Origin of the sequence: Asticcacaulis tiandongensis, assembly GCF_006475605.1 — a bacterium.
Lineage (GTDB): Bacteria > Pseudomonadota > Alphaproteobacteria > Caulobacterales > Caulobacteraceae > Asticcacaulis > Asticcacaulis tiandongensis.
Window position 1 is genome coordinate 1,340,496 of the sequence record NZ_SSBC01000010.1, and the last position, 25,386, is coordinate 1,365,881.

At 60.7% G+C, this 25,386-nt stretch carries 29 protein-coding genes; 5 read left to right on the forward strand and 24 right to left on the reverse strand.

Features of this window, described 5'->3' with window-relative positions:
* Positions 1-2: 2 nt before the first annotated feature.
* The 21 genes from E5201_RS10550 to E5201_RS10650 all read right to left on the reverse strand — a co-directional run bounded on the left by E5201_RS10550 (position 3) and on the right by E5201_RS10650 (position 16,218).
* The gene (locus tag E5201_RS10550) at positions 3-683 is read right to left on the reverse strand and encodes a response regulator transcription factor (RefSeq protein ID WP_140985975.1); all 681 of its coding nucleotides are present in this window, start codon (positions 681-683) and stop codon (positions 3-5) included.
* A gap of 3 nt (positions 684-686) precedes the next feature.
* A complete protein-coding gene (locus E5201_RS10555; RefSeq protein WP_140985976.1) occupies positions 687-1,085 on the reverse strand; it encodes a hypothetical protein in 399 nt (132 codons plus the stop codon).
* 59 nt (positions 1,086-1,144) lie between these two features.
* Positions 1,145-2,113, reverse strand: a complete 969-nt coding sequence (locus E5201_RS10560) for a DnaJ C-terminal domain-containing protein (protein ID WP_140985977.1) — start codon at positions 2,111-2,113, stop codon at positions 1,145-1,147.
* A gap of 73 nt (positions 2,114-2,186) precedes the next feature.
* Positions 2,187-6,014, reverse strand: a complete 3,828-nt coding sequence (locus E5201_RS10565) for a baseplate multidomain protein megatron (protein WP_140985978.1) — start codon at positions 6,012-6,014, stop codon at positions 2,187-2,189.
* 145 nt (positions 6,015-6,159) lie between these two features.
* A complete protein-coding gene (locus E5201_RS10570; protein ID WP_140985979.1) occupies positions 6,160-6,621 on the reverse strand; it encodes a C40 family peptidase in 462 nt (153 codons plus the stop codon).
* Entirely contained in the window at positions 6,618-7,277 is a 660-nt protein-coding gene (locus E5201_RS10575; RefSeq protein WP_140985980.1) for a baseplate hub domain-containing protein, read from the reverse strand. The genes E5201_RS10570 and E5201_RS10575 overlap by 4 nt, the downstream gene beginning before the upstream one ends.
* Before the next feature lie 60 nt (positions 7,278-7,337).
* On the reverse strand, positions 7,338-7,952 hold the full coding sequence (locus E5201_RS10580; RefSeq protein ID WP_140985981.1) for a DUF2460 domain-containing protein: 615 nt from the start codon (positions 7,950-7,952) through the stop codon (positions 7,338-7,340).
* Positions 7,953-8,501 carry a phage tail tape measure protein gene (locus tag E5201_RS10585; protein ID WP_140985982.1) on the reverse strand — a complete coding sequence of 183 codons (549 nt, stop codon included), beginning with the start codon at positions 8,499-8,501 and terminating at the stop codon, positions 7,953-7,955.
* A complete protein-coding gene (locus E5201_RS10590; protein ID WP_140985983.1) occupies positions 8,501-8,683 on the reverse strand; it encodes a phage tail assembly chaperone in 183 nt (60 codons plus the stop codon). Before E5201_RS10590 ends, E5201_RS10585 begins: the two co-directional genes overlap by 1 nt.
* Positions 8,680-8,955 (reverse strand): GTA-gp10 family protein, encoded by a 276-nt coding sequence (locus tag E5201_RS10595; protein WP_140985984.1) that lies wholly within the window; start codon positions 8,953-8,955, stop codon positions 8,680-8,682. Before E5201_RS10595 ends, E5201_RS10590 begins: the two co-directional genes overlap by 4 nt.
* Positions 8,942-9,358 (reverse strand): phage major tail protein, TP901-1 family, encoded by a 417-nt coding sequence (locus E5201_RS10600; RefSeq protein ID WP_140985985.1) that lies wholly within the window; start codon positions 9,356-9,358, stop codon positions 8,942-8,944. Before E5201_RS10600 ends, E5201_RS10595 begins: the two co-directional genes overlap by 14 nt.
* 76 nt (positions 9,359-9,434) lie before the next feature.
* Complete coding sequence (locus E5201_RS10605; RefSeq protein WP_140985986.1) at positions 9,435-9,848, reverse strand: DUF3168 domain-containing protein; 414 nt, start codon at positions 9,846-9,848, stop codon at positions 9,435-9,437.
* Positions 9,845-10,174: a phage head completion protein gene (locus E5201_RS10610; protein WP_140985987.1), complete on the reverse strand. Its 330-nt coding sequence runs from the start codon at positions 10,172-10,174 to the stop codon at positions 9,845-9,847. Before E5201_RS10610 ends, E5201_RS10605 begins: the two co-directional genes overlap by 4 nt.
* A complete protein-coding gene (locus E5201_RS10615) occupies positions 10,171-10,440 on the reverse strand; it encodes a head-tail connector protein (RefSeq protein WP_140985988.1) in 270 nt (89 codons plus the stop codon). Before E5201_RS10615 ends, E5201_RS10610 begins: the two co-directional genes overlap by 4 nt.
* Positions 10,441-10,571: 131 nt before the next feature.
* Positions 10,572-11,777: a phage major capsid protein gene (locus E5201_RS10620; protein ID WP_140985989.1), complete on the reverse strand. Its 1,206-nt coding sequence runs from the start codon at positions 11,775-11,777 to the stop codon at positions 10,572-10,574.
* Between the two features lie 145 nt (positions 11,778-11,922).
* Positions 11,923-12,354 carry an HK97 family phage prohead protease gene (locus E5201_RS10625; RefSeq protein WP_140985990.1) on the reverse strand — a complete coding sequence of 144 codons (432 nt, stop codon included), beginning with the start codon at positions 12,352-12,354 and terminating at the stop codon, positions 11,923-11,925.
* On the reverse strand, positions 12,351-12,578 hold the full coding sequence (locus E5201_RS10630) for a hypothetical protein (RefSeq protein ID WP_140985991.1): 228 nt from the start codon (positions 12,576-12,578) through the stop codon (positions 12,351-12,353). The genes E5201_RS10625 and E5201_RS10630 overlap by 4 nt, the downstream gene beginning before the upstream one ends.
* The gene (locus E5201_RS10635; RefSeq protein ID WP_342774729.1) at positions 12,571-13,737 is read right to left on the reverse strand and encodes a phage portal protein; all 1,167 of its coding nucleotides are present in this window, start codon (positions 13,735-13,737) and stop codon (positions 12,571-12,573) included. The genes E5201_RS10630 and E5201_RS10635 overlap by 8 nt, the downstream gene beginning before the upstream one ends.
* Positions 13,738-13,925: 188 nt before the next feature.
* Positions 13,926-15,158, reverse strand: a complete 1,233-nt coding sequence (locus E5201_RS10640; RefSeq protein ID WP_140985993.1) for a DNA-packaging protein — start codon at positions 15,156-15,158, stop codon at positions 13,926-13,928.
* Complete coding sequence (locus tag E5201_RS15020) at positions 15,112-15,435, reverse strand: hypothetical protein (RefSeq protein WP_140985994.1); 324 nt, start codon at positions 15,433-15,435, stop codon at positions 15,112-15,114. The genes E5201_RS10640 and E5201_RS15020 overlap by 47 nt, the downstream gene beginning before the upstream one ends.
* A gap of 321 nt (positions 15,436-15,756) precedes the next feature.
* Positions 15,757-16,218, reverse strand: coding sequence for a YcgN family cysteine cluster protein (locus E5201_RS10650; protein WP_140985995.1), 462 nt, complete (start codon positions 16,216-16,218; stop codon positions 15,757-15,759).
* A 153-nt stretch (positions 16,219-16,371) separates the two neighbouring features.
* Between E5201_RS10650 and E5201_RS10655 the strand changes: the two genes are divergently transcribed.
* Complete coding sequence (locus E5201_RS10655) at positions 16,372-18,180, forward strand: ABC-F family ATP-binding cassette domain-containing protein (protein WP_140985996.1); 1,809 nt, start codon at positions 16,372-16,374, stop codon at positions 18,178-18,180.
* Positions 18,181-18,302: 122 nt separating this feature from the next.
* Positions 18,303-18,896 (forward strand): Smr/MutS family protein, encoded by a 594-nt coding sequence (locus tag E5201_RS10660; protein ID WP_140985997.1) that lies wholly within the window; start codon positions 18,303-18,305, stop codon positions 18,894-18,896.
* A 70-nt stretch (positions 18,897-18,966) separates the two neighbouring features.
* On the opposite strand, the gene E5201_RS10665 is transcribed toward E5201_RS10660, so the two are convergent.
* On the reverse strand, positions 18,967-19,971 hold the full coding sequence (locus tag E5201_RS10665) for an adenosine kinase (protein ID WP_140985998.1): 1,005 nt from the start codon (positions 19,969-19,971) through the stop codon (positions 18,967-18,969).
* Positions 19,972-20,021: 50 nt separating this feature from the next.
* Here E5201_RS10665 and E5201_RS10670 point away from each other — a divergent pair, with 50 nt between their 5' ends.
* The 3 genes from E5201_RS10670 (at position 20,022) to E5201_RS10680 (ending at position 24,296) form a co-directional block, all read left to right on the forward strand.
* On the forward strand, positions 20,022-20,933 hold the full coding sequence (locus E5201_RS10670) for an ATP-grasp domain-containing protein (RefSeq protein ID WP_140985999.1): 912 nt from the start codon (positions 20,022-20,024) through the stop codon (positions 20,931-20,933).
* A 107-nt stretch (positions 20,934-21,040) separates the two neighbouring features.
* Positions 21,041-23,017 carry a TonB-dependent receptor family protein gene (locus E5201_RS10675; RefSeq protein WP_140986000.1) on the forward strand — a complete coding sequence of 659 codons (1,977 nt, stop codon included), beginning with the start codon at positions 21,041-21,043 and terminating at the stop codon, positions 23,015-23,017.
* 67 nt (positions 23,018-23,084) lie between these two features.
* Positions 23,085-24,296 (forward strand): multidrug effflux MFS transporter, encoded by a 1,212-nt coding sequence (locus E5201_RS10680; RefSeq protein WP_140986001.1) that lies wholly within the window; start codon positions 23,085-23,087, stop codon positions 24,294-24,296.
* Between the two features lie 89 nt (positions 24,297-24,385).
* Here the strand turns inward: E5201_RS10680 and E5201_RS10685 are convergent, their stop codons facing one another.
* Both E5201_RS10685 and E5201_RS10690 read right to left on the reverse strand, forming a co-directional pair.
* Positions 24,386-25,048: a dienelactone hydrolase family protein gene (locus E5201_RS10685; RefSeq protein ID WP_140986002.1), complete on the reverse strand. Its 663-nt coding sequence runs from the start codon at positions 25,046-25,048 to the stop codon at positions 24,386-24,388.
* A gap of 73 nt (positions 25,049-25,121) precedes the next feature.
* Positions 25,122-25,382, reverse strand: a complete 261-nt coding sequence (locus E5201_RS10690; protein ID WP_181404595.1) for a GNAT family N-acetyltransferase — start codon at positions 25,380-25,382, stop codon at positions 25,122-25,124.
* Positions 25,383-25,386 lie beyond the last annotated feature (4 nt).

The following is a 25,386-nucleotide window of genomic DNA, read 5'->3' on the forward strand; positions in this document are numbered from 1 at the left end:
GCTCAGATATCTGACACTTCGTCGTGCAGCGGTTTCAGCCGGTAACCCAGCCCCCGCACCGTCTCAATGCGCTCGGTACCAATTTTCTTGCGCAGACGCCCCATAAACACTTCGATGGTGTTGGAATCGCGATCAAAGTCCTGATCATAAAGATGTTCCACCAGTTCGGTGCGTGAGATCACCCGCTCATTGTGCAGCATCATGTAATGCAGCAAACGATATTCGAGCGAAGTCAGCCTCAAAGGCTCGCCATTAACCGACGCCCGCGCCGCGCGCGGATCAAGGCGCAAACCGCCACAGACCAGCAAGGGCTGCGCATGACCGGCAGCGCGTCGCACCAAAGCCCGCAAACGCGCCAGCAATTCCTCGGTATGGAACGGTTTAGTCAGATAATCATCGGCACCGGCATCAAAGCCCGACACCTTGTCCGACCAGGCCCCACGCGCCGTCAGGATAAGCACCGGCGTTGTCTTGCCGTCACGCCGCCAGCGCTCAAGCACCGACACACCGTCAATCTTCGGCAGGCCCAGATCAAGGATGACACAGTCATAGGGTTCCGTGTCACCGAGAAAATGGGCTTCTTCACCATCAGGGGCATGATCAACGACGTAACCGGCATCCGACAACGAAGACTTCAGTTGGCGCGACAGATCAGGATCATCTTCAGCCAGCAATATACGCATGAATTACATCCGGTTTAGTGAGCGGTTGGCCAGATCGACCCGATAGGAGACTATGTTCGGGCCAACCTGCACCTTGATAACAAAGGTCGAAGGCCCGGCCCGATTACCGGAAACATAGCGCCCGCCGGTGCGTGATTCCACCAGATTAATGGCCTCATCGATCGAATAGGTGCGCTGGGGTTGCTGTTCGTTGCCGCGACGCTGATCATTGCCGCGATTATCGCGGTTATCACGGCCATCCCCTTGACGCCCGCCGCGCTCACGGCGGTCATACTGCGCCTTAACCCATTGGGCATCGTGCACCTGCGCGTCCAGAGGCGCGGGTACGGCGATATGGGCAGAGGTCTGCGTAGCCGCCAGACCCAACACCATCACACTCAAAAGGGGCATAATCCGTTTCATGTCATCCGGTTTACAGCATCAGACCTGAACCATATCTGAACAGAACCCTCAGGAAAGTATTATTTCTTCTTTTGCGACGGATGCACCGGCGCATAGGGCGCGGATTTGCGCAAGGCTTCGGCAAAGGCCGTCACATCAGCATCCGGCATATCGGGTAAGGTCACCACAATATGGGCAAACAAATCACCCCGCGCCCCCTTGCCGACAAGGCCGCCCTTGCCCTTAAGGCGCAGCACGGCACCCGAATTTGAGCCCTTGGCAATGGTAACATTGACCGGCCCGTCAGGCGTCGGTGCCTGCACCTTTCCCCCCAGCACCGCATCGGGCACCGAGACATAAAGGTCCATATGCAGGTCACTACCTTCCTGCCGGAAGATCGGATGCGGTTTGATCCTAAGCTCGACCAGCGCATCGCCATAGGCCCCGCGCCCCCCTGCCGGTGCCGCCCCCTGCCCTTTCAGGCGCAGGGTCTGACCGTCTTTCGCCCCTTTGGGGATGGTGACATCCACCGTGCGGCCATCGGTGAACTGCACGCGGCGGCTGTTGCCATTGAGGGCATCCAGAAGATCGATATCCAGCTTGACCTTCAGGTCGCTGCCCTTGCTCGGAGCCCCGAAGCCCCCACCGCCAAAGCCACCAAAACCGCCACCACCGGCGCCCTGACCGCGCTTTTGACCACCACCGAAAATATCGAATATGTCATCCAGATCGACACCATCAAAACGCCCGCCAGCCCCACCGCCATAGGCCCCATAACCCTGAGACGCACCCGCCCCGCCCCCGCCATAGCCTCTGAAGGTTTCGCGGCCATCCGCATCAATCTCGCCACGGTCGAATTTCTTGCGCTTCTCAGGGTCTTTGAGCAGGTCAAACGCGCCCGACACCCGCTTGAAACGGTCTTCCGCTGCCGCGTTACCGGGGTTGCGATCGGGATGCAGTTCCTTAGCCAGCTTGCGAAACGCCTTCTGGATATCCTCCGCACTGGCGTCACGTTTTACGCCCAGTTCGCTATAGGGATCGCCCGCCACTGATAAACCTCCGTCAAACTCCATATGCAGTTGGCGCAGGATAGGGACTTAGTCAACGCCTGATACAGATAAATCAGGCCACAAGCCTTACCTCCAACGCCAGACCGTAGTGAGATGTGGTCGATTTCTGCGCAATTTCAAGACGGGCCTGCGCATTGAATCCACTGACAAAATCTTCCGATTGCCAGCTCACCGGATAGACCCACGTCCGCCCGTTGACCTCAAATTCACGCCTCAGGCTCTCTCCTGCATAAATCCTTAAGCGGAATATCTCGAACGCCTCATCCAGCGGCGGCTCGACCTCAGGATTATCCCCGCCGTACCGCGCACAGCGCTGCCAGCCTATGGCCATATCCTGCCCGTAACGCCCCCTGATGCGGGCATGCGCCGGTGCGCGCGGCCTGAGCGCGAGCCCTGTCCAGCTGGCCTCAACCTCTAACGCCTCTCCTGCCGCCGCGCCAAATCCGGCAGGCCCCGCCCGCCATAGCCGCGGCAGACCTATCTCTGCCGTCGCCATATCGGCCCGCACCGGATCAGCCGGCAACAGGATCACCTCTGCCCCCGCATCAACGCCCGCGACCATAGCCCCGATGGTCCCCGACTGCCCCCTGATAAGCCCGCTCAGGCGATAGGCCTCGCCCCCCAATGCCTGCACATTAAGGAAGCTGATCATCTCCCATTCCCCATTTCGCGCCTTCACACAGACCATATTCTGCCCGCTCAGAATCTCGGCCTCAGTCCGTGACACCGGCGCTGGCCCCTCCAGATGAATATCGAGATAAGCCGCCCTCAGCCACACCCCCGCCTGTCCGTCCGGCAACCCCGTAAGCACATGCCCCAGCGATACCGGATGCGTCACGCGCCCACGCAAACGTAAATCGGACACGCCCGCACCCGCATAGATATCAATGTCCGAAAACGGATCAGCCGTCGCTACCAGCAGCGGCCGGACATCGGTTTCATTGCTCCCGAAACAGGGCAGTTCCAAAAGCCTGAAGCCTGTGACCACCAAACGCCCCGCAAAGTCGCCGCCGCCGGTTTCCGGTTCTACCGACAGCAAAGCCCGCCTGTCCATAAGCGGCACAAGCTGCACCGAAGGCGTTTCCGCACGCTCAATCCCGCTCACCTGATATAACGCGCCGTCACTCTCAAGCTGCACCACATCACCGCCCTCAAGCGTCAGCGCGGCCTGCGGGCCGATATCGACCGTCAGGCTTTCGCGCACGCTACGTGCCCGCCCCAGACAATACCGGGCATAATCGCGCGCCTGCGCCCCCGTCAGGCACAGGCTCAAATCGACCCCCAGCGTATCACCGCCCGAGGCCGCTTCATGGCGCACATAGACCGCCTGCAACTGATAATCGCGATCGAGATCGTAGCATCTGAGCGTCAGGCCTGACGGTACGGTCACCAGATCACGCCGTGACAATACCGGCGCACGTGCCTCGCAGGCCATATCCCCCGCCGTCAGCCGCGAAACAGCCTCCGGCTTGCCGATAAATCTAAGCCCGTCACCGCGCTCGGCAATGCTCAGCCCGAGATAATCGAGCACCGGCTCAATCGCCTGCGCCACACTCATCGGCTGCTCAATGACATAGCCGTCAATCAGTCCCACCACCCCTGAAACATCAAGGTCCGTCACCCCGACCTGCGCCACCAGCTGCCCCAGCAGATTTCTGGCCTCCCCCGACCCCAGCCGCCCGTTCAGCCAGTGACCGGTACGCCAGTTATCGCCGTCGCCCCACACGTCACGCTTAAGCGGAAAATAGGGATAGGGCCGCGCGTCCCAGCACCAGACATCCATGCCCTGAAGCATAGACCCGCCATAGACCGGACTGACCGGATTATTCGCCGCCTGCCGGTAATGATCGACCAGCGCCTTCAGATAGGTTTTCTGCGCCCGATCATCGCGCTCACCGGTCGAAAACGGCGGTACAAAGCTCTCCGAAGACTTCGGATCTAAAAACAGGTTCGGCGCATTCGGCCCCTTATCGATGGCCCCGCAGCCATACTCAATAAACCGGATCGGCTTTGACTTCGCCACCCATGCCGTAGGCATCAATGCCCGCACACCGTCTGGCCGGTCATGGTGATTACGCCCCCACCAGTTGACGATGTCCTTGGGTCGGTAAATCCACGGCTCATCATGCGCGCCATCGGTGATGGGGGTGCGCACCTGCGCCTGCCGATCGCCTTCTGACGCATAGTACCAGTCAAAGCCTTCCCCGCCACAAACCCGCGACCTGAGATAGGCGTCCTCATAGATCGACGCCGCCTCAGACGCATCCCGATGGCCGTCCCCGTCGCGCCAGTCGGTCAGCGGCGCATACCAGTCTATACCGATGAAATCGATATTGGCATCAGCCCATAGCGGATCAAGATGAAAGGCCACATGCCCGCCTGCAGGCTGATGGCCGAAATATTCGCTCCAGTCGGCGGCATAGGAAATCTGCGTCCCGCCACCCACAAGACTACGTACCTCCGCCGCCAGCCCCTTAAGCTGCGCCACCGCCGGATAGGTATTGACCGCCGATCTGAGCGTCGTCAGGCCGCGCATCTCCGACCCCAGCAGCACGCAGGCCACACCGCCCGCCGCCTGCCCCAGCGCCGCCAGATGCAGCACAAACCGCCGCATCCCCCACTCGTCAGGCCCGCTATAGGTCACACGCCCGCCGGACACAGAAAAATGTCCCGCCTGCGCTGCGCCGAAAAACGCCGCCACATCCGCCGCAATCACCGACGTCTTGTCCGCCGTACCCACACGATCCGGCGCAATGTCACAGGTAATGCGCCCCCGCCACGGATAGGCCGCCTGACGTGTTCCGCCATAGGGATCGGGCTTCGTATTATCCGCCGCAATATCCATCAGGATAAACGGAATAAGCGTCACCTCATAACCACGGCTTTTCAGCGCCTGAATGGCCGAAATCACCGTCTGGTCAGAGGGTGTACCACCATAGACCGGACGCCCCTCATAGGTGCCAATCAGATGTGCCGTATCGCGCCCGACACCAGCCACCGTCCAGCTTAAGGGCCGCGTGCGCTTATATCGCTGCTCGACGCCGGGCCTGATCCGGCAATGACCCGCCCTGAGGTCGTCGCCAAACCAGCTGACCACCAGATTGACCCGCTTCAGATTGGGTAACTGCGCCTCAAGCTGATCGAGTGCCACCAGAAAATCCGGCTGCCCCTCAGCCGTATTCTGCGTCTCGTACCGCGCCTTGGTCAGGCCCGTCAGCACGACATTATGCGCCGTAGCATAGACAAATTCGCCCGCCCCCGGAATCAGACACACCCCGTCAATCAGGTTCTCAAGGTCGTCCGCCTTTGCCCCGCGCCGGAACACCTCAACCGACAGGTTCGGCGGACGATTACCAAAGGCCGCCAGAGGCATGTCCTCAAACACCATATAGGCCAGCCCGCGATAGGCCGGTGCTGAACCTTCAATCGCCATGATCAGGCTGTCGGGCATCTGGTCTTCACCGCCCTTATACAGCCTGAAGGCAATCTGCGACATATCCAGTACCTGCCCATCGGCCCAGATGCGCCCGATACCGTCAATCGGCCCCTCACACAGACCCACGGCAAACGACAGGCTGTAGCCAAAACTCTCCGTGCGCGGCCCGTTCTTCGACGCCCGCGTCGACTCACGGCTTTCCTTAAGCCGCGCCGTCCAGATGACCGAAGCCGCCACGCGCCCGCGCCCGAATACCTGCTTGATGGGTGATCCTTGCGCCGATGCCGACACCCGAAGCCCCTCAAGCCGCGCCCCCAGTTGCCGCACCGGCTGAAGCGTATTGATCAGGGTCTTGTCAACAAGCCCCCCAAGCGCCGCACCAATGACACCGCCCACCGGCCCGCCAATCGCAGACCCCACCGCACTTAAAACAACCTGCGCCATAACCTAACCTCTGCCTCTCTACTTCATTTCTCCCTATCTTTGATGGGGAGGGGGACCGCCGCGATTTATCGCGGGGGTGGCGGGGTATATTCTCCCTCTCCCCTCAGGGGAGAGGGTCGGGGTGAGGGGCCTCTTCATCCACACCTCACCCCATCTCCGGAAACGCAAATGCCGCCACGACATGCCTGCGCCACCAGGTCCCAAGCCATGAGGCCACCACCGCCTGCCCCCAATAGGCATGGATGATTTCTGCCCTCTGATCGGCCATATCGCCCGCACTGAGGATGGCCGCATGTTTGGCCACCGCCACCGCCTTCATGCGAAACAGCAACACATCCCCTGCCCGTGCCTCGTCAATCCGCACAGGCCGCATCCACTGCCCAAGCGCCGCTGCCAAAACCTCCTGTCCCCCGACCTCCGCCCAGTCGCCGCTATAGACCGGTAATTCCCACGGCTCTGTGCCATAAAGCCCGCGCCACACCCCGCGTATCAACCCGAGGCAATCACACCCCTCGCCCCTAAAGCTCATGCGATGCTGATAAGGCGTACCGATCCATGACCGGGCCTCATCGACCACCGCCGCCCGTCGCATATCCTCAAAGGTCATACCCGGTGACCACTCGACCGCCCATTCATCAGGTCACCGGCCCTTGGATAGAGACTGATAAAATCCTCGCCCGGCATATCGGGAAAGCCGCGGAAATTAATCTCATTGCCAAACACACCGCGACAGGTGGCGTAGCGCTTGTCGCAGACCACCCCGACCTCAGCGGCCACACCACAACGCATATCTCCCAAAGCCGCCTCACACAGGGGCGTAAACCTGCGGCCCACTATCTGCCTCAGCCTTGCCGCAGGCCCTTCAACATGGGCAATGAACGACGCCTGCCCCCGACACTCGAGCCGCGCCAGCGTACCCGAAGCCAGATGCAAATAATCCTCTGTCTGCACCCAGCTGACCACATAGGTGTCAAGCCGCGCGCCGTCATAAAGGCCCGCCTCGATGTCCTCCGCCCTTAAGGCTTCAGCCGTCAGCACACCCGACACCGAACTATCCGACGCCTCAGACCCCAGCGCCTCAGACGCCGCCCCTTGCGTCAGACCGCTGGCGGCCAGACAGTCCACGCCCAGAAACCTGACCGCCGCGTCATGATCGGTAAACCCCAGCCGCTGCGCATCCTTACGCGTCATGATCCACACATGACACAACCCCGCCGCCCCCCGCCCTAGGGCAGCGGCTATCCGCTCCGGTATCTGTCTCATAGATTTCCTTTCATCCTCCCCCCTCTCCCCTCAGGGGAGAGGGTCGGGGTGAGGGGCCTCTTAAACCCGCACCTCAATCAAAGGGACCGCAGCCACACGCCCCGCCTCAAACCCTTCAAGCGTCATATCCAGCCGGTCAGAATCAAAGCGCACCGGTGTGTCGAACTCGAACCCCGCCGTGACCTGTGCGCCCACCTCCGGTGCCGCATCAAACGTCACAAGACCTGTCGTATGATCAACGCTGAACCCGCCGGTTACCGCCACGCCCCCGACTGCGACCACCACCGTCGCTTCAACCGGCTTGTGCACAGGCCGCACCACGGCCCCATACTGTTTCACCAGCTGAAACTCAGTCTTCTGCCCGTCGCCCTCCCCGATCACCTGATCCAACGCCGTAACAGCGGCCTTAAGCGCCCCACTGCGACAATCAGCAAAATCCCTGAAGCGAAAGCCATAAAGCGGCCCCTGCCGTGCCTCGAAAAAGCTCAGCAATGCCGCTGCATCGGTCAGCGACCTGACCCCGGCCCCGATCAGATAACGCCTGCGCCCCAGCGCCCACGGACTGATCCGCTGCTCAAAGCCGGACGCCAGCGACACGATCTGCGTTTTGCGTTCGATCCCTGCCCCCGACCCAAAGGCGAGTCGCGCCGGAAAAGACACCTCATGAAAGCCCATCTATCGCCCTCCCAACCGCGCCGCGCGATGCAACATGGCCGCAATCTGCGCCTCAGAGCGCACAAGACCCGCCGCCCCGCCCTCCATATTAAGCGTCAGATTAACCACCGGCCCGCCCACGCCTGCCGGTTCGATGACACCCGACCCCGAAGGCCTGAACCATTCCGGCCCGCGCTCCCCCACCAGATAGGCCCCGCCCGCCGTCACCGGCCCGCCATCGGCTCTTGCGCCAGCAAAAGATCCGGCAAACGACTTTGACGCCCCCGAAAAAATCTCCCCCAGCACAGCCCCCAGCGACCCCGCCCCGCGCGTCTGACCCGACGCGGCATTGACCGCCGCAATCACCGCCGCCGCCAGTTCGGCCATAGTGATCTTGCCATCCGAGGCCGCCCGCCCGAGCGAGCGCACCACCGAGGCTCCGGCACGGGCAAAGGCCTGATCTATGGCCTCCGCACTCTCTCTGGCCGGAGCCTCCAGCGCCTTTAAGGCCTCGGACGCCGCCTCAACCTGCGCCCGCAACCCCTCGACGCCCTGCCATTCGTTTTCCATTAGTCCGCCTCATCCGGAAATTGCGCCATCATGGCCCTAAGCCCTGCCTTCTCAAGCCGCGCCGCTGCCTCGGTTTGCGTAAGCCAAACCCACTCACGCCAACTCAAACTCCAAAAGACTTGCGGCGACAGGCCCCAGCCGATCACCGCCTGCCGCAGCATCGCACCCCAGGTCTCGGTCATGCATTCATCGCCGCAAACGCCGCTACAATCGCCGCCAGAGCCTCTTTAAATCCAACGGCCTCCGGCTCGATCTCATCAAGCACCAGTGCCCTGAGCACGACCTGCACATCCGACGCGCCCATGCCCCCAAGCCGCGCCCCCAGCGCCTCAAAGCCCGTCACCCCGAAATGCGCCTCAAGCGCCGCCAGCGCCCGTAAGGTCACACACAGCCTGACCTCACGCCCTCCAAGGGTCGCCAGCACCTCGCCTCTGGCCGGATTAAAGGGCGACAAAACTCACCTCCCCCGCCGACGCCAGAGTCACCGCAAAGGTCGCCTCCCCGTCATGCTCACCGGCATAGTCAAGCGACGCAATCAGGAACGGCCCCTGAAACTGCCCAAAATGCGGCACAACGATTTGCCACTGCCGCGCAACCTGCGCGAAAAACACCTCCCGCATCTGCGCGTCCGAAGCCTCATCACGAAACACACCCGCCCCCGATACCGAAAGCGACTTAACGCCCGCGCCCGCCAGCAATTCCCGCCAGCCACCGGCACTGTCTGAGTCCGTCACGTCAATGGTGCGCGCATTCAGCGATACCGTCCGCGCCCGTAATCCCGCCACCGTGACAAACACCGCAGGCGTCGCGCCATTGGCTATTTTGAGCAACATGTCGCGGCCCTTTTGCAAAGCCATATCTTTTCTCCTTCTGTTTCATCCCTCCCTGTTTACGGGGAGGGGGGACCGCGAAGCGGTGGGTGGGGCAAATCCCCTACACTGCTTCACTCACCACCCTGAGCCGCACCAGCCCGTGCACCGAATAGCGATCACTTGATCTGAACACATCGACATAGGTGACCCGCACACTGACCACATGCTGCCCCTCAAGGTTCAAACTCGCCTGATCGAGCAACAGCCTCAGCTCTGCCGCAATAGCCCGCGCCTCCTCGGTACCGGCAAAGCGCGACACCACCGTCAGGGTCACGACCTGTTCGGTCACCTCAGGCCCTAAGCCGCCAATTGATCGCGCCTCGGCACGCCCCAACCGCACATAGGGATAGACCGGTTCCGGCGGCACCTCGTCATAGATCCTGACTGCCGCCCCCAGCCAGACCTGCAACGAGGCCTGCGCTTTCAGAAACGCCAACAAGCCTTTCTGTAAGCCCCGCAACGGATCGACACTCATGGCTGCACCCGCTCGATGCGCACCCGCACCGCCTTGTCCTGAGCGATGTCAAAGGCCTGAATGGCCCAGTCATTACCGTCGATAACCAGACGCCCGCCAACACTCAGGCCTTCCGCTGACCGACAGGTAAATACCGCCTGCTGCCGCACCAGCACTTCCCCTTCGGGCGTCAGACCCGATACCGGCTTTTCGGGGTCAAAATCCCCCCACACCGTCCCCACCCATTCCGGCGTCCGCACAAACCCGCCGAATTCGGTCGGCGTGCGCGCGATCCGATAAAGTTTCGCAGGCGTCTTCAACCGCGCGGCTTGTAAGGGCGCACTCATAACCGCACCTGCCGGTAAGGTGCGATCCACGGCTCAAGCCCCTCAAGGGACACCTCGCCCTCACCGCGCACCCCATAGGCCCGCGCAATAAGATCAAGCAGCGCCAGCCGTAACGGCGCAGGTGACGCCTCGGTCAGTTCAATGCCCAAAGCCGTCTCCAGCCGGTCTTTTGCCGCGTCGATCAGGGTCGCAATCAGCGCATCCTCATCCTCATGAGACACACGCAGAAACAGCTTCGCCTCACTGAGCGAAACAGGATCAGCCATCTTCATTTTCCTTGTCTCTTCATACCTCCCCAACTTGCTGGGGAGGGGGACCGCCGCGATTTACGCGGGGGTGGTGGGGTATCTTTCACCTTCTCCCCTGCACACAGAGGAGAAGGGTCAGAACGCGATTTTTAACTGGCCGCGAACTTCAGCACCTTGATGGCATCAAAATTCTGCACCCCGCCGCCGACACGCTTGGTCGTATAGAACAGCACATAGGGCTTGGCCGAATACGGGTCGCGCAGCACACTCAGGCCCGCCCGATCGACAATCAGATAGCCCTTGGCAAAGTCACCAAACGCCACCGACAAAGACCCTGCCGCCACATCCGGCATGTCCTCAAGCTCCTGCACCGGATAGCCCAGCACCTGTGGCAAGGCTCCGGCCTGAGACGCCGGCGACCAGATATAGTTGCCATCGGCATCCTTGAACTTGCGAATAATCGCCGCCGTCTTGCGATTGAGCACAAAATGCGCGTTTGGACGATACTGGGCCTTAAGCGCATAGATCAGGTCAATCAGAATATCGACCGGATTGCTGGATGGAAACGCCGCTGACGTACCGGTAGCCACATGACCGATCTGCCCCCAGACAGGTGCCGCCGCCGTCGTATAGCTTAAGAAACCCCTGGGCTTATTGGTGCCATTACCATTAACAAAGGCCGCGGTTTCCTGCGCCGCAAAGCTGTCTTCGATCTCCGACGCCAGCCACTCATCAAGATTGATGAAACTGTCATCCAGAAGCGCCTGCGTCGCCGCCGGTGAGGCATAAAGATCAGCCGCCGGAAACTCCAGCAAAGCCAAAGTCGCCGGATCAGTTTCCGGACGCGCCGCAGTTTCCGCCACCCAACCGGCCACGACACCGGCGGTCGACACAGGCTTACGGAACACGCCCGCCCCTACGGTGCGCACAGTTGCCAGTGAACGCATGGGCGATACCTGCGCCAGACGACGCTCGACAAACCGCTCGGTCTCAAACGGGGCCAAAGCCCCCGAACCCGACGCGCTCGACAGACCGGCCTTAAGCTCCATCGTCACTCGACCGGAACGCAGATAACCGTCCCAGGCGGCCTTAGATTCTTCCGGCATAGCCTTAACCGGCGCGCCAATATCAGGGCGCGACTTCTGGCTCAGAATACGATCAAGCCGTGCCTGCGCCGACTGAAGCCCGTCCTCGATACGCGCGACCTTGTCATCCAGCAGACCATCGCCCTGCTTTTTCTCCAGCGCACTCAATCGCTGATCATTGGCATCCTTGAACGCCTCAAACGCTCCCAGAACCTCATGCAGGGCCGCCTTCACCTCGGTGGACGCCACCGCGTGTTTCACTTCTTTCATCCATTTTCTCCTGAAATTCCCTCTCCCCTCAGGGGAGAGGGTTAGGGTGAGGGGCCTCCCCCCACACCGCTATTCTTCATACCTCCCCAACCTGTTGGGGAGGGGGACCGCAAAGGCTTGCCTTTGTGGTGGTGGGGTATCTTCCCTACGCCGCCGCCCGCGCCGCTTCAGCTATCCGAAACCGCGCCGTTGGCAACATGGGAAAGGTCACCAGCGACACCTCCCAAAGCGCCACGCCCGCCAGCACCCTGAGCCTGCCTGTTTCATCAAACCGGCTCTTTTCCGTGCGAAAACCAATCGACAAACCGTCAATCACCCCCGCCCGTATCAACGCACAGACCATCCGCGCTTCCGGCGTGACCTCAAACACCCGCCCGCGCACAAATAATCCGTCCGCATCTTCATAAACCTCATCCCAGATCCCGACCGGCGCTTCGGCCTTGTGCTGATAAAGCATCCGCACTCCCTCTGGCCCCGTCCGCGTCAGGCTGTCACGAAACGCCCCCGGCACCACGACATCGTCATTGAGATCACGCTGATAAAACCGCGACGCATAACCCTCGATCACCACCGTCATGTGCGCCGCTCCTCATCCAGCTTATGCTCAATCCGCCCCAGCGCTGCCCGCGTGGCAATGGCCTGTTCCTCAAGCCGCGCCAGACGTTCCGCCACACCGGCCTGCTGCTCCAGACGCCGCTCAACCCCCTCTAATCGCGCACCCGCCCGACCGGTCCACATCAGCGCCGCAGCGGTCTGCAGGATGATGGCCGTCACGACCCCGCCACTAAACCACTCACCCATGCGCCCCTCCGCAATCCGCGACCTCACTTAAGCCCGCCAGACGCCGCTTCTCGGCCACCTCAAGAAAACTCGCCCCCTCAAGCCGCGCCCACAGCGCTTCCCGTTCCGCCGACAGGGCCGGTAAGGTCTCGACATCGGCAATGATCCGCGCGCCCTGAAACCTTGGCTCCAGCCAGTTCGACAAGGACCGCGTCGTCTTCTCGACCAGAGGCAAAACCGTGTGCCGCCAGAAGGCCGCATTGGCCTCACGATAATTGCTGTAGGCATTATCGCCCGGTATCCCCAGAAGCTGCGCCGGCACCCCGAAGGCCAGCGCAATATCCCGCGCCGCCGCGTGCTTGCCCTCGATGAAATCCATATCGGCGGGCGAAAGTGACATGGGCTTCCAGTCAAGCCCGCCCTCAAGCAATAATGGCCGTCCGGCATTATCCGCCCCCGCATGGGCCTCGCTAAGTTCCGCCTTCAACCGGCTGAACTGCTCCTCAGACAACCGCTCCGATGCCTTCGCCCCATAGACCAAAGCCCCCGAAGGCCGCGCCGCATTATCAAGCAAGGCTTTATTCCAGGCCCCTGACGCATTATGCACATCGATGGAAAAGGCCGCCGCCTCCAGCGGTGAAAACCCGTACCAGTCATCGAGCGGATGCCACAGCTTGAGATGCAGCGCCTTCAACCAGCCCTGAGGGTCGCGCCCGATATGCGCCGTATGCGCGCCGACCTTGTATTCATAGGCTTCCGGCCAGCCCTTGGCATTGGGCAGCACCCTGACCCGATCAGCCCGCAGCACCCATAATTCCAACGGGCCATCATCCCCGCCTGCCGCCTCGACATAGGCATTACCCGCCGTCTGCAAGGACGCATAAAGCGCCTCCCTGAGATCAGCCCCGCCCTGCTCGGCATTGGGCCGCTCCAAAAGCTTTGCCATAGGGTGCGCGCTTTCATGACGCCCGTCACAATCAACCCGTAACGGCACCGAAGCCGCCGCCTCGGCAATCATGCGCACACAGCGATAGGCAATGGCATTTTTGGCAAAACCCTCACGCGCCAGATGCTGGTAATCGCGCGGTGTCCACTGCGCCCGCCCCTGCCCGGTCAAGGCCACCAGAGCGCGCCCCTGCGATTGCTTCTGCTCCCGCCACTTCTTAAACACATCAACCATCATTCTTCCCTTTCATACCTCCCCATCTGTGATGGGGAGGGGGACCACAAAGGCCCGCCTTTGTGGTGGTGGGGTCTCTTCCTCTTCCCCCTTCGAGGCATAAGATCGCGGGGCCTGCCTTTCATCCTCCCCTGCCTGCGGGGGAGGTGTCGCGGCGAAGTCCGCGACGGAGGGGGCAAAACCCTGCCCTACAACCGGCTCAACCTCGGCTCACTGCGCCCCGTAATCATTAGTGCCGTCACCGCCCACACCAGCGCATCCGCCCGATCCGGCGACTTGCCGCCTTCCGTTCCCAGCGCCATCAACTCCTCCTCCAGCGCCACAAACCGCCCCTCAAGCGGCGCATGAACCACGCGCCCCTGCTCATACAAAGCCGCCACCGGCTCGGCCCGCGCCCGCTTACCGACCCGTGCGTGCACCAGTTCTACCGGCACGTCACAACCCGCCATGACCAGCAGCGAACGGATCATCTCCCCGCCCTGATTAGCCTCTGCCACTACGCGCAAAGCCCCGTAATCGGCCACCAGCCCGGCCACCCGCTTGGCCCAGCCCAGCGGCGACAGCCCCGAAACGCTTGCGTCCTCCAGCACAAAGGCTTGCGTCCCCGCCTTAGCCGCCACCACGATACCGCAGGCATCGCCATGTGACGTCGCAGGCGGATCAACCGCCACCAGCACCTGATCAAACGCCACCGGCCGCGCGCCATAACGGCGCCCGAGATCAGCCGCCCGCCACAAGGCCTGCGCATCCCCATCGACCACAAGCCCCTCAAGCTCCTGCGCCGCCAGCCGTGTGCCGCCATAGAGCGCATTGAGGCTCTCGACAAAACTGTCCGACAACCCGGCTGCATTCTCACGGGTCGAAGACCGCGTCAGCACCACACCCGCCTCCCCCATCAGCACCTTCAGGGCCATCAGAGGTTTGGGCGTTGTCGTCACGCATAATCTCGGAGCACTTCCCAACCGCAGCCCCATGCGCAACATCGCCAGAGTCTCCGCCGGTGCGCGCCAGGCGCAGAACTCATCCGCCCAGGCATAATGAAACTGCGGCCCGCGCAAACTCTCAGGATCTTCCGCCGAAAAAGCATAGGCCACCGCCCCGTTAGGCCAGCGCAACCTGCGCCGTGACACCTCGTAATGCGGCCGGTTGCCGCGTTGCGCCACAGCCCGTAACCCCGAAGGCCCTTCGATCATCACCTCACGCACATCATGCAGGCTTGCGCCCACCAGCGCGAAGCGCAAACCCTTATCGATCAGCGCCTGCACCCACTCGGCACCCGCCCGCGTCTTGCCCGCCCCGCGCCCGCCAAGGAACAACCATGTCCCCCAGTCGCCCTCAGGCGGCATCTGCGCCGGTCTGGCCCAGAACCGCCAGTCATTCAGTATCCCCCTGACGATCGCCGGGCTCGTTATCTCGTCCATCCACGCCTGACGCGCTTCGCGCCCCAGCGAGACGATCGAGCTTGCGTTCCAGCCTGAGTTTCCAGGCTTCAAGCGTGTCGGCTGTGTCCTGTTCGTCGTCATGCATACCCGTCTCTCCGCCTTCGGATTCTTTCGTGTAAACCTCTTTCAGGGTCCGCCTGACCGCGCTCAGCGCCTTGGCCCGCTTCTCGACCGCCGCAAACTGGGCGGGTGTCAGCATGGCCTCGCAATCCGCCATCAGCCTGCCAAACAGCGCCATAAGCCGTTGTTCGTGCATCACTTTTCTTTTCGATATTGTTTTGTCGGAAAGTGTCGTGCGTCCCATGCCCTTAGTTATAAACGGGCTGGAGAGACGGGGCATAAGACCTCAGGCACTAAATGTAACCTTAAGAATTGCCTTATGTTTTTTTTACATTAAGCGGGTAAACGCCTATCTCACTTTTATGCTCGCAGGTGCAAAACAACTGTCACAAAGTCAGGTTATGTGAATAGTCAGGCTTCAGTACGGTGCGCCCCCGCATAAAGGCACCCCTATTTTCTATTAGATCTTTTTTTGATCATTGAGCGCAGGCCACGGTTAACCCCGTGGCCTTTTCCTTTACAGGTCGCTCTTGTCGGCCAGCAGATCAAACGCCGCATAATCCAGCGCATCGTCTTCGTATTCCAGCTCGGTTTCCGAAATCGTCTGCCCGCGCACCGATACCCCTGCCTGATGCACCGTTTCACGATCCCCGCTGATCAGATGATGCCAGCGTGGCAAATCTTTGCCTTCATAGATGCGGCGATAGGCGCAACTGAGCGGCATCCACTCCAGCGCCTCGATATTATGCGGCGTCAGCTTGATGCAGTCCGGCACATATTTTTTGCGGTTTGGATAATCACTGCACCGGCACGACTGGTTGTCGAACAGCTTGCAATGCACCCGCGTGGGTATGATCTCGCCCGAGTCTTCGTCCTCAAGCCTTATCAGACAGCAAAGCCCGCACCCGTCACAGAGGCTTTCCCACTCTGTCACGTTCATCTGCTCTAAGGTCTTGGTCTGCCAAAAAGGTCTGGTCATGCCTCGCCATACTCCAAAACCCTCACCTTATCCATACCTCCCCATTTTAATGGGGAGGGGGACCGCCGTGCGCAGCGCGGGGGGGCTTACTTTACCTCCCCTACCTCACACACCCTATTCACAAAACCGGCCCCAGCCTGTACAGGCAAGCCCATGAACACCAAGGCCCCCCTGCTCGCACTCAAAGACGTCCGCCTGATGGACGGCATGAACCCCCTGTTTGACGGCGTGGACATCGCGCTTGAACCCGGCGTTCGCGCCTGTCTGGTCGGTAAGAACGGCGCGGGCAAATCGACCCTGATGCGCCTGATGGCAGGCCTGATCGAGGCCGATTCCGGCGAACGCACCCTCATGCAGGGCCTACGCTACGCCTATGTGCTTCAGGAACCGCAACCCGACGGGGACACCGTACTCGACTGGGCGATCTCGGATGGTGCCGAATCCTATCTGGCCGAGGCCGAGCTTTTTGAATTTGGCCTTGATCCGCAAACCTCCGCCGCCTCGCTTTCGGGCGGTGAAAAGCGCCGCGCCGCGCTTGCCAAGGCTTTTGCCGAAGAACCCGACCTTATCTTCCTCGATGAGCCGACCAACCACCTTGATATCTTCGCCATCGAAGCCCTGGAAGAACGCCTGAAATCTTTCCGGGGCGCAGCCCTGATCGTCAGCCACGACCGCACCTTCCTTGAACGCGTCACCCAGCGCTGCTACTGGCTTTATGACCGTAAGATCATGCGCCTTGACGCCGGTTACGCGACGTTCGAAGGCTGGTCAGAAAAAATCGTCGAAGAACAGGCCGAATCCCTGCGCCGCCTCGAAAAGGCCATCGAGCGCGAAACCAAAACCTTCTACAGTTCCATTACTGCGCGGCGCACCCGCAACGAAGGCCGCGCCGCCCGCCTTCAGGCCATGCGCGCCGACGCCGCCGAACGCGTAAAAAACCTCGGCAAGACCATGGAAATGAGCATCGATTCCGGTGGCACCTCCGGTAAGCTTGTGGCCGAGCTCAAAGGCGTCTCCAAAGGCTTCGGCGACAAGACCCTGCTCAACAACTTTTCGACCCGCATCATGCGCGGCGACCGTCTGGCCATTGTCGGCCCGAACGGGGCGGGCAAATCGACGCTGGTCAAGCTGCTGATCGGTCAGATTAACGCCGATTCCGGTGAAATCAAACTCGGCACCAATCTGGAAACCGCCTATCTCGATCAGGGCCGCGACACCCTCAAAGGTGAGGAAACCCTGTGGGACGCGCTGGCCAATTCCGGCTCGGATCAGATCATGGTGCAGGGCCAGCCGAAGCACGTCGCTGGCTACGCCAAAGAATTCCTGTTCCGTGAAAACCAGTTGCGCCAGCCGGTCAAATCCCTGTCCGGCGGGGAACGTAACCGCCTGCAACTGGCCCGCGCCCTGGCCAAATCGACCAATCTTCTGGTGCTGGATGAGCCGACCAACGACCTCGACATGGATACGCTCGACCTGCTTGAAGACATGCTGGCCGACTATGACGGCACCTTGATCCTCGTCAGCCACGACCGTGACTTTATTGACCGTCTCGCCACCTCGACCCTCGCCCTGAACGGCAAGGGCAAGACCGTCGAAACGCCTGGCGGCTGGCAGGATTTCCTGCGTCAGAATCCGGAATTTTTCACCGAACTCAGCCACCGCACCCCGACGGTTTCAAAACCCGCCGCAAAGGCTCCGGCACCTAAACCGGCCCCTAAGCCCGCCACCAAAAAACTCAGCTACAAAGACCAGAAGCGCCTCGAAGACCTCAACGCCCTGATGCCCAAATGGCAGGCGGAAATCAAAAACACCGAAGCGGCCCTCTCCGATCCCGACCTCTATGCCAGATCACCGGCCAAGTTTGACGCCCTGATGAAAACGCTGGAAAAGTTAAAAACCGACCTCGAAAACGGCGAACTTGAATGGCTCGAACTCGAGGAAAAACGCGAAGCCCTCACCTAATCATCCTCCCCTGCGAAGCGGGGGAGGTGTCAGCGCGAAGTCGCTGACGGAGGGGGCATTCTACAACGTAGGGGATATTTCATATCTTTTCCTTACGCGCTCAACATGCCATAGCGAACCTCATGGCCCGTTACCCGCTCAAAGACGAAGACAAACGCCTGTGGTCGCTGGTAGCGGCGACTGTGCGACCGCATACGGCCAAAACGAAACTCAAGACAACAACCACCCCGACTCCGGAACCGGAAACCGTAACCCTGAAGGGCCTGCCTGCCGGTAAAAACACCATGACGGCCCCAAAGCTGCCCCCTCTGCCCATGGCCCCTTTTCGGGTGGGTGAGGCCGTCAAACCCCAGACGGGCTATAAGCTTTATAGCGACAGTCCCAAATCCGATCCCTATCCCATTGAGCCGAAACGCAAGCGCCGCCTGAGCCGCGAACGCGACCCCATCGAAGCCCGCCTCGACCTGCACGGCCTGACGCAGATTCAGGCTGAATCGCGCCTCAAAGCCTTCGTCCATCAGGCCTATGCCAACGACTATCGCGCCATTTTGGTCATTACGGGCAAAGGTCTGGCTGAAAACGGCATACTCAAACGCCATGCGCCGGAATGGCTGGCCGATCCGGCGCTGTCACATATGATTGCCGGTGTCTCGCAGGCTCACGCCCGCCACGGCGGCTCCGGCGCGCTCTACATCGCCCTCAAACGCCGCGTTTAATACATACTCCCCAGCTTGCTGGGGAGGGGGACCGCGCCGGTTTGACCTACGGGGTGGTGGGGCATCTTGCTTACCCTAACAACCCCCGCGCCTTCGCCAGTTCCCCATAATTCACCTGCGGACGCGGGCCATAGTGGCCGATCACTTCCGCCGCCGCCAGCGACCCCAGCCGCCCGCTCTCAACAACCGACAGGCCCTGAGTCAGACCATAAAGCACCCCCGCCGCATATTGGTCACCGGCACCGGTGGTATCGACCACCTCTGCCGCGCACACCTCAACCGGCAAAACCTGATCATAGGTCACCGCCACAGAGCCTTTATCCGAGCGCGTCACAAACGACAGATCAGCCTTGGTCCCAAGAAACTTCACTGCTTCATCAAAATTATCCGTCTGGAAAAAGGACAGGACTTCGCTCTCATTGGCAAAGACCACATCAATGTGCCGCTCGATAAAGGCCAGCAGATCGGTACGCCAGCGATCGACAACAAAGCTGTCCGACAGCGTAATCGCCGTCTGACGCCCTGCGGCACGGGCAATTTCACAAGCCTTGGCAAAAGCCGCCCGTCCTGACGGCGTATCAAACAGATAGCCCTCCAGATAGGTTACCTTCGACGCCTCAATAATCGCCGCATCAACGTCCTGAGGCCCGACAAGCGCCGCCGCACCCAGATAGGTCGCCATGGTGCGCTGCCCGTCCGGTGTCACATTAATCAGGCACCGCGCCGTGGCCGTCGGATCATCATGCAGAAACGGCGTACCGAACGTCACGCCCAGACGCTTGAGGTCGCGTGAAAACACCTCCCCCAAAGCGTCATGTGCCACCTTGCCAATATAGGCTGCCTTGCCACCAAACGAAGCGACACCGGCAATCGTATTACCTGCCGACCCGCCGGATTCCTGCGTCACATCCCCACGCGCCGTCATCTTCTCATAGAGATTCAGCGCCCTGTGCTGATCAATCAGCGTCATCGACCCCGCAGGCAGGTTTTCCGCCGCCAGAAACGCAGGTTCCGCGGGCGCAATAACATCGACAATGGCATGACCGACGGCAACAACATCATAATCAGAAAACATAGGGATTTATCCGGTTGATTTTATCCCCCTCTGTTGCGCATAAAGCCAGCATGCGCAAGTCCCTCCTGATCCTGACCCCCGATCCCGACTATAAAACCCACAGCCGCTGGCCCGCCGTCGTCGACGCCTACCGCGCCGCCCTCTCCGACCTTCCCGTCGATATCTTTACCCAGCCCTGGTCAGCGCCCCTGACGCGTGACTATGATCTGGTGTGTCCGCTGGTGGTCTGGGGCTATCACAATGCGCCCGATGACTTCCGTAAAAGCCTCGCCTACATCAAAGCCAAGGGCCACAGACTGATGAACCCCACCGGCATTCTGGCATGGAACATCGACAAGCATTATTTGCGTGACCTGTCACAATCCGGCATCCGCACCGTACCTACCCTGTTTGCCGCCAGCCTGACCCCCAGAGTGATCGCCAATGCCCGCGCTGATTTCAATCAGCAAAAACTGGTCATCAAACCCGTCATATCTGCCGGTTCCAAAAACACTTTTATACTCGACACGGATCATATCCCCCCAATTCATTGGGGGGAGACCGGCGAAGCCGGAGGGGGGAGTCTTATGCTGCAACCCTTTATGCCCGCCATCCAGTCCGAAGGCGAATGGTCACTTCTGTTCTATAGCGGCCAGTTCTCCCACGCCGTGCTGAAGACCCCCAAATCCGGTGATTTCCGCTCACAGCCCGATTATGACGCGAACCTGCGCACACTGCCTGTCCCGCCCGAAGCGCTGGAACTGGCCTACGAAGCGCTTGACTATGCCGGTGGCCCTGACCTGCTCTATGCCCGCGTCGATATGGTCAGAAACGACAGCGGCCAGCCGTGTCTGATGGAACTCGAACTGATCGAACCCGACCTCTATCTGACCTACGACCCAGATGCCCCGGCCCGACTGGCCCACGCCTTCAGCCATGTCCTGGGCCTTGGCTGCACCGGTTCCGGCCATCACCACAACTAACCATACCTCCCCGACTTGTCGGGGAGGGGGACCGCGATCCGCAGGATCGGGGTGGTGGGGTATCTTGCTTTCCCCGCGCCCCAAAGCAAACCCCGTAAGGAGCCACTGTGTCACCATATCTCCTCCCCCTGCTTGCTATTGCTTCACCACAACCGACCACGCCTGAACCCGTGGAAATCACCGTTACCGGTGAACGCCCGACACCCTCTCCGTCCGAAGCCTTGCGTCAGCGCACCGCCGACGTCGCCGGTGCCACCGCCTTTGTTGACGAAAGCGCGTGGGCCAACCAGCGCGCCACCACCCTTAAGGACATGGTCGATTTCACCCCCGGTGTTCTGGCCCAACCGAGAAACGGCGCAGAATCCTTACGCCTATCCATCCGTGGCTCAGGCCTGACCCGAACCTTTCAGGGACGCGGCCTGCTGATTCTTCAGGATGGCGTGCCCGTCAACACCGCCGACGGCAGCTTTGAGTTCAATACGCTTGATCCGTGGCTCATTCAGCACATGCAAATCCTCAAAGGGGCCAATGCGCTGGAACAGGGTGCGACCCAACTCGGCGGCTCGATCAACCTCATCACCCCCACTGGCCGCACGCAACCCTACACCCGCCTGCGCCTTGAGACCGGTTCATTCGGCCACCGCCACGCCCTGATCAGTTCAGGCTTTGCCACCCCGACCCATGACGGGTTTATGGCCCTGACCTACCTGTCGCAGGACGGTTTCCGCCACCACAATCAACAAGATTCCCTTCGCCTCGCCGCCAATTTCGGCTGGCAGGCCTCCGCCCACCTCGAACACCGCCTGTTTGCCTCCCTAAGCCGTGCTGACGCCGAAATCCCCGGCTCCATAAGCCTTGCCGAAATCGCCCGCGACACCCGCACCGCCAATCCGGCCAATATTACCGGCCGCTTCTATCGCGATGTTGATCTCGGTCGTCTGGCCTATCGCGGAATCTATACGGATGGCCTGTCGGAATGGTCACTCGCCGCCTACACCAGCCACCGCCGCCTCGACACCCCCGTCACCGTGGCCATCAAAAGCCGCTCCAACGAACACGGCCTGCGCCTGAGATACGGTTATGGCCTGCGCCCCAACCGCTTCACCACCGGCCTGAACGCCTATTACGGCAAGGAAAAAGAACGCCGCTTCGTCAATGTCGCTGGCACGCCCACCACCCCCATTGTTACCCGCGACCTGACGGCCCTGACCCTTGAGGCCTACGCCCAGTATGAACATCTGATTGCGCCGTTCACCACCGCCATAGCTGGCCTTCAGGCCACCGCCGTCACCCGCCGCATAGATGAACACTTCCCCTCAACCGAGCGCCGCACGAACCGCTATTCGGCCTTCAGTCCACGCCTCGGCCTGCGCTATGACGCCCAGACCTATACCCTGTTCACTAATTTCAGCCGCAGCTACGAACCTCCTACTTTGAGCGAGCTATCCGGCGGCAATGGCCCCGGTTTTCGCTCACTCAACGACCAGAGCGCCACCACGGGCGAAATCGGTGGTCGCGGTCAGTACAAAAACCTGCGCTGGGAGGCCGCCACCTATCTGTCGACCCTAAGCGGTGAATATATCATCCTGCGTCAGCCTGACGGTTCCTCACAGGCCGTCAATGCCGACCGCACCCATCACGCCGGCCTCGAACTCGGCCTCGGTGGGCAACTGACCCGCCTCCTGTCGGTCAATACGGCATACACCTACAACCACTTCCGCTTCCGCAACGATCCGGTCTATGGCGACAACCATTTGCCGGGCGTGCCCAGCCACTATCTGCGCGCCGAACTGAGCTACCATATCGGCCCCGTCACCCTGTCACCCAATGTCGAGTGGTCACCTGTGGCCTATTATATCGACATGAACAACAGCCTCCAAAGCCCCGCCTATACGGTCTGGAATCTGCGGGCCACATGGTCACCATCGCAAAAACCCATCCGCTTTTATGCCGACCTACGCAACCTGAACGACGAAGCCTATGTCGCCACGACCAATGTCATCGCCAATGCCTTTGGCAATGACGGTCGCCACTTCTATCCCGGCGAAGGGCGCGCCCTTTATATCGGGATCACTCTGAAATAATCCGTGAAAAAATTTCATTTGAAACTAATTGCCTCCCTTGCCCGAAAGGTCTAAGGCGAAGGCCATTATGTCGACACGCACCATAAAAGCCCCTTCGTTTCCTGAATTTGTCGGTCTGGCTGCCGCCATCATGGCCATGATGGCGCTGGCTATTGATGCCATTCTGCCTGCCCTGCCGACCATCGGGCGTGAGTTTCAGATTACCGACCACAATCAGTTGCACGCCATTATCGGGGCCTTTTTCATGGGCGCAGGCGTCGGCCAGCTGGCCTTTGGCCCCTTATCGGACTGGCTGGGACGCCGCAATGTGCTTCTGTGGGGCATAGGCGTCTATGTCGTCCTGTCGCTGCTGGCGGCCCTTGTCGACAATATGAGCCTGCTGATCGCCCTGCGCTTCGCGCAAGGGCTGGTCGCCGCCTGCGCCAGTGTCATTTCCCGCGCCATTGTCCGTGACTATTATTCCGGCGACCGCATGGCAAAGGTCATGTCGATCGTCCAGATGATCTTCCTCGCCGTGCCTGCGCTGGCGCCCGCTCTGGGGCAGCTGATCCTGCTGATTGCCCCGTGGCGCTTCATCTTCGTCACTCTGGCCATATATGCCATGTTGCTGCTGGTCTGGGCCCTGTTCCGCCTGCCGGAAACCTTACCCGCCGAAGCCCGCCGCAAGCCCGATATCGGCCATATCCGCCGCACCAGCATCAGCCTCCTGACCAACCGCGTGTCCCTGACCTATACCCTGGCCAGCACCACCATAGTGGCCATGCTGCTGGTCTATCTGTCTCTGATGCCTCAGGTGTTTGACGAGGTCTATAACCACCCCGAATGGCTGGCACCGGTCTTTGCCATCTGCGTCGTCGCCATGAGCGTTTGCGCCCTGCTCAATTCGCGTATCGTCGAAAAAGTCGGTGCCCGCACCGTTTCCCATTATGCCCAGTTAGGCATGCTGGGCTTTGGGGTGCTGCACTTTGCCATTGCCTACAGCTTCAATGAACCGCTCTGGCTGTTTGTCACCCTTCAGGCCCTGACGCTCGGCTGCATGAGCCTGTCGACCTCGAATTTCATGTCGATTGCCATGGAAGACTTCGGCCATGTCGCCGGCACCGCCGCCTCAGTTCAGGGCTTTATCACCATGATGGGCGGCAGCCTGTTCGGCGGTTTCCTGAGCGGCTTCTGGACCGGCCACCTGTGGCTGATGCCCTTGTCGGTCGTCATCACTTCCGGACTGGCCATGCTCATCATCTTCGTTGGCGAAAAAGGCCGCCTGTTCCGCAACGCCTGACCCCTAAATCCTCCCCTGTTTACGGGGGAGGTGGCGCGGCAAGGTCCGCGCCGGAGGGGGCACTTCCCGAACGATGTCTCTCAATCCCCTCAGATATTATCCCTGAGAAAATCTATCGTCCGCTCCCACGCCAGTTCTGCGGCTTCCGCATCATAGACCTCAGGCCGTGTACGGTTGAAGAACGCATGATCCGCCTCATAATGATGCAGCTCCGGCGACCGCCCTGCGGCGGTCATATCGGCCTCAAGCTCCGCAGCGACTTCCGGCGTGATCCAGTCATCCTTTGTGCCGAAGTGCGCCTGAAACGGAATGCTGATCTCCGCCGGATCAGCCACATCCTTCGGCGGCACCCCATAAAATGACACCGCCGCCGCAAAGCCCTCAAGCTTCGCCGCCGACACAATACTTAACACGCCGCCCATACAAAATCCCATCACCGCCACATGGGCATTGATCCCCTTAAGGTAATCCCGCGCCGCCGCAATATCCTGATGTACCGCGCCCGCGAAATCGAGCCCGTTCATCAGGTGGCTCGCCTCATCGGCATCTTTCGTCACCCGCCCGTGATACAGATCAGGGGCCAGCGCATTGAACCCCTCGGCATCAAAACGATCGACAATCGCCTTGATGTGGTCATTCAGCCCCCACCATTCCTGCAGGACAATGACACTCGGACGCGCCGGATCGATCCCCGAACACCATGCCGAAAGCATTTCGCCATCCGGTCGGGTAATCTCGATCATCTGTCCCATAGAATATGTCCTCGGTCATTTAAGTACGTTTGTAACGACTTTAGAAACACAGCCCCGACCTGTAAACCTTGGGTCAGGTTTTTGGGGCATGTCTTCTGAGCCACGTGGCGGCATAGCCACAGATCGGTATGATCTTAAGCCCCTGCGCCACCGCCAGTTGCTGAATATCCGCCATCAATCGCCCCGAAGCCCCTGTGCCGCGCAAAGGCACCGGCGCAAAGACATAATCTATATAGAGATCATTTCCCTGCCGCCGGTAATCGGCATAGACCACATGCGAATCCACATGCAGTTCAAAGCGGCTTTCATCAGCATTATCAATCATATCGCTCATAGGG

Bases quoted from the DNA above. Each gene is read 5' to 3' on its own strand.
- E5201_RS10550 (WP_140985975.1), bottom strand. From the start codon at position 683: ATGCGTATATTGCTGGCTGAAGATGATCCTGATCTGTCGCGCCAACTG.
- E5201_RS10555 (WP_140985976.1), bottom strand. From the start codon at position 1,085: ATGAAACGGATTATGCCCCTTTTGAGTGTGATGGTGTTGGGTCTGGCG.
- E5201_RS10565 (WP_140985978.1), bottom strand. From the start codon at position 6,014: ATGGCGCAGGTTGTTTTAAGTGCGGTGGGGTCTGCGATTGGCGGGCCG.
- E5201_RS10570 (WP_140985979.1), bottom strand. From the start codon at position 6,621: ATGACCTTTGAGGATATGCGACGGGCGGCGGTGGTCGATGAGGCCCGG.
- E5201_RS10575 (WP_140985980.1), bottom strand. From the start codon at position 7,277: ATGAGACAGATACCGGAGCGGATAGCCGCTGCCCTAGGGCGGGGGGCG.
- E5201_RS10580 (WP_140985981.1), bottom strand. From the start codon at position 7,952: ATGGGCTTTCATGAGGTGTCTTTTCCGGCGCGACTCGCCTTTGGGTCG.
- E5201_RS10585 (WP_140985982.1), bottom strand. From the start codon at position 8,501: ATGGAAAACGAATGGCAGGGCGTCGAGGGGTTGCGGGCGCAGGTTGAG.
- E5201_RS10590 (WP_140985983.1), bottom strand. From the start codon at position 8,683: ATGACCGAGACCTGGGGTGCGATGCTGCGGCAGGCGGTGATCGGCTGG.
- E5201_RS10600 (WP_140985985.1), bottom strand. From the start codon at position 9,358: ATGGCTTTGCAAAAGGGCCGCGACATGTTGCTCAAAATAGCCAATGGC.
- E5201_RS10605 (WP_140985986.1), bottom strand. From the start codon at position 9,848: ATGAGTGTCGATCCGTTGCGGGGCTTACAGAAAGGCTTGTTGGCGTTT.
- E5201_RS10610 (WP_140985987.1), bottom strand. From the start codon at position 10,174: ATGAGTGCGCCCTTACAAGCCGCGCGGTTGAAGACGCCTGCGAAACTT.
- E5201_RS10615 (WP_140985988.1), bottom strand. From the start codon at position 10,440: ATGGCTGATCCTGTTTCGCTCAGTGAGGCGAAGCTGTTTCTGCGTGTG.
- E5201_RS10620 (WP_140985989.1), bottom strand. From the start codon at position 11,777: ATGAAAGAAGTGAAACACGCGGTGGCGTCCACCGAGGTGAAGGCGGCC.
- E5201_RS10625 (WP_140985990.1), bottom strand. From the start codon at position 12,354: ATGACGGTGGTGATCGAGGGTTATGCGTCGCGGTTTTATCAGCGTGAT.
- E5201_RS10630 (WP_140985991.1), bottom strand. From the start codon at position 12,578: ATGGGTGAGTGGTTTAGTGGCGGGGTCGTGACGGCCATCATCCTGCAG.
- E5201_RS10635 (WP_342774729.1), bottom strand. From the start codon at position 13,737: ATGGTTGATGTGTTTAAGAAGTGGCGGGAGCAGAAGCAATCGCAGGGG.
- E5201_RS10640 (WP_140985993.1), bottom strand. From the start codon at position 15,158: ATGGACGAGATAACGAGCCCGGCGATCGTCAGGGGGATACTGAATGAC.
- E5201_RS15020 (WP_140985994.1), bottom strand. From the start codon at position 15,435: ATGCACGAACAACGGCTTATGGCGCTGTTTGGCAGGCTGATGGCGGAT.
- E5201_RS10650 (WP_140985995.1), bottom strand. From the start codon at position 16,218: ATGACCAGACCTTTTTGGCAGACCAAGACCTTAGAGCAGATGAACGTG.
- E5201_RS10655 (WP_140985996.1), top strand. From the start codon at position 16,372: ATGAACACCAAGGCCCCCCTGCTCGCACTCAAAGACGTCCGCCTGATG.
- E5201_RS10660 (WP_140985997.1), top strand. From the start codon at position 18,303: ATGGCCCGTTACCCGCTCAAAGACGAAGACAAACGCCTGTGGTCGCTG.
- E5201_RS10665 (WP_140985998.1), bottom strand. From the start codon at position 19,971: ATGTTTTCTGATTATGATGTTGTTGCCGTCGGTCATGCCATTGTCGAT.
- E5201_RS10670 (WP_140985999.1), top strand. From the start codon at position 20,022: ATGCGCAAGTCCCTCCTGATCCTGACCCCCGATCCCGACTATAAAACC.
- E5201_RS10680 (WP_140986001.1), top strand. From the start codon at position 23,085: ATGTCGACACGCACCATAAAAGCCCCTTCGTTTCCTGAATTTGTCGGT.
- E5201_RS10685 (WP_140986002.1), bottom strand. From the start codon at position 25,048: ATGGGACAGATGATCGAGATTACCCGACCGGATGGCGAAATGCTTTCG.
- E5201_RS10690 (WP_181404595.1), bottom strand. From the start codon at position 25,382: ATGAGCGATATGATTGATAATGCTGATGAAAGCCGCTTTGAACTGCAT.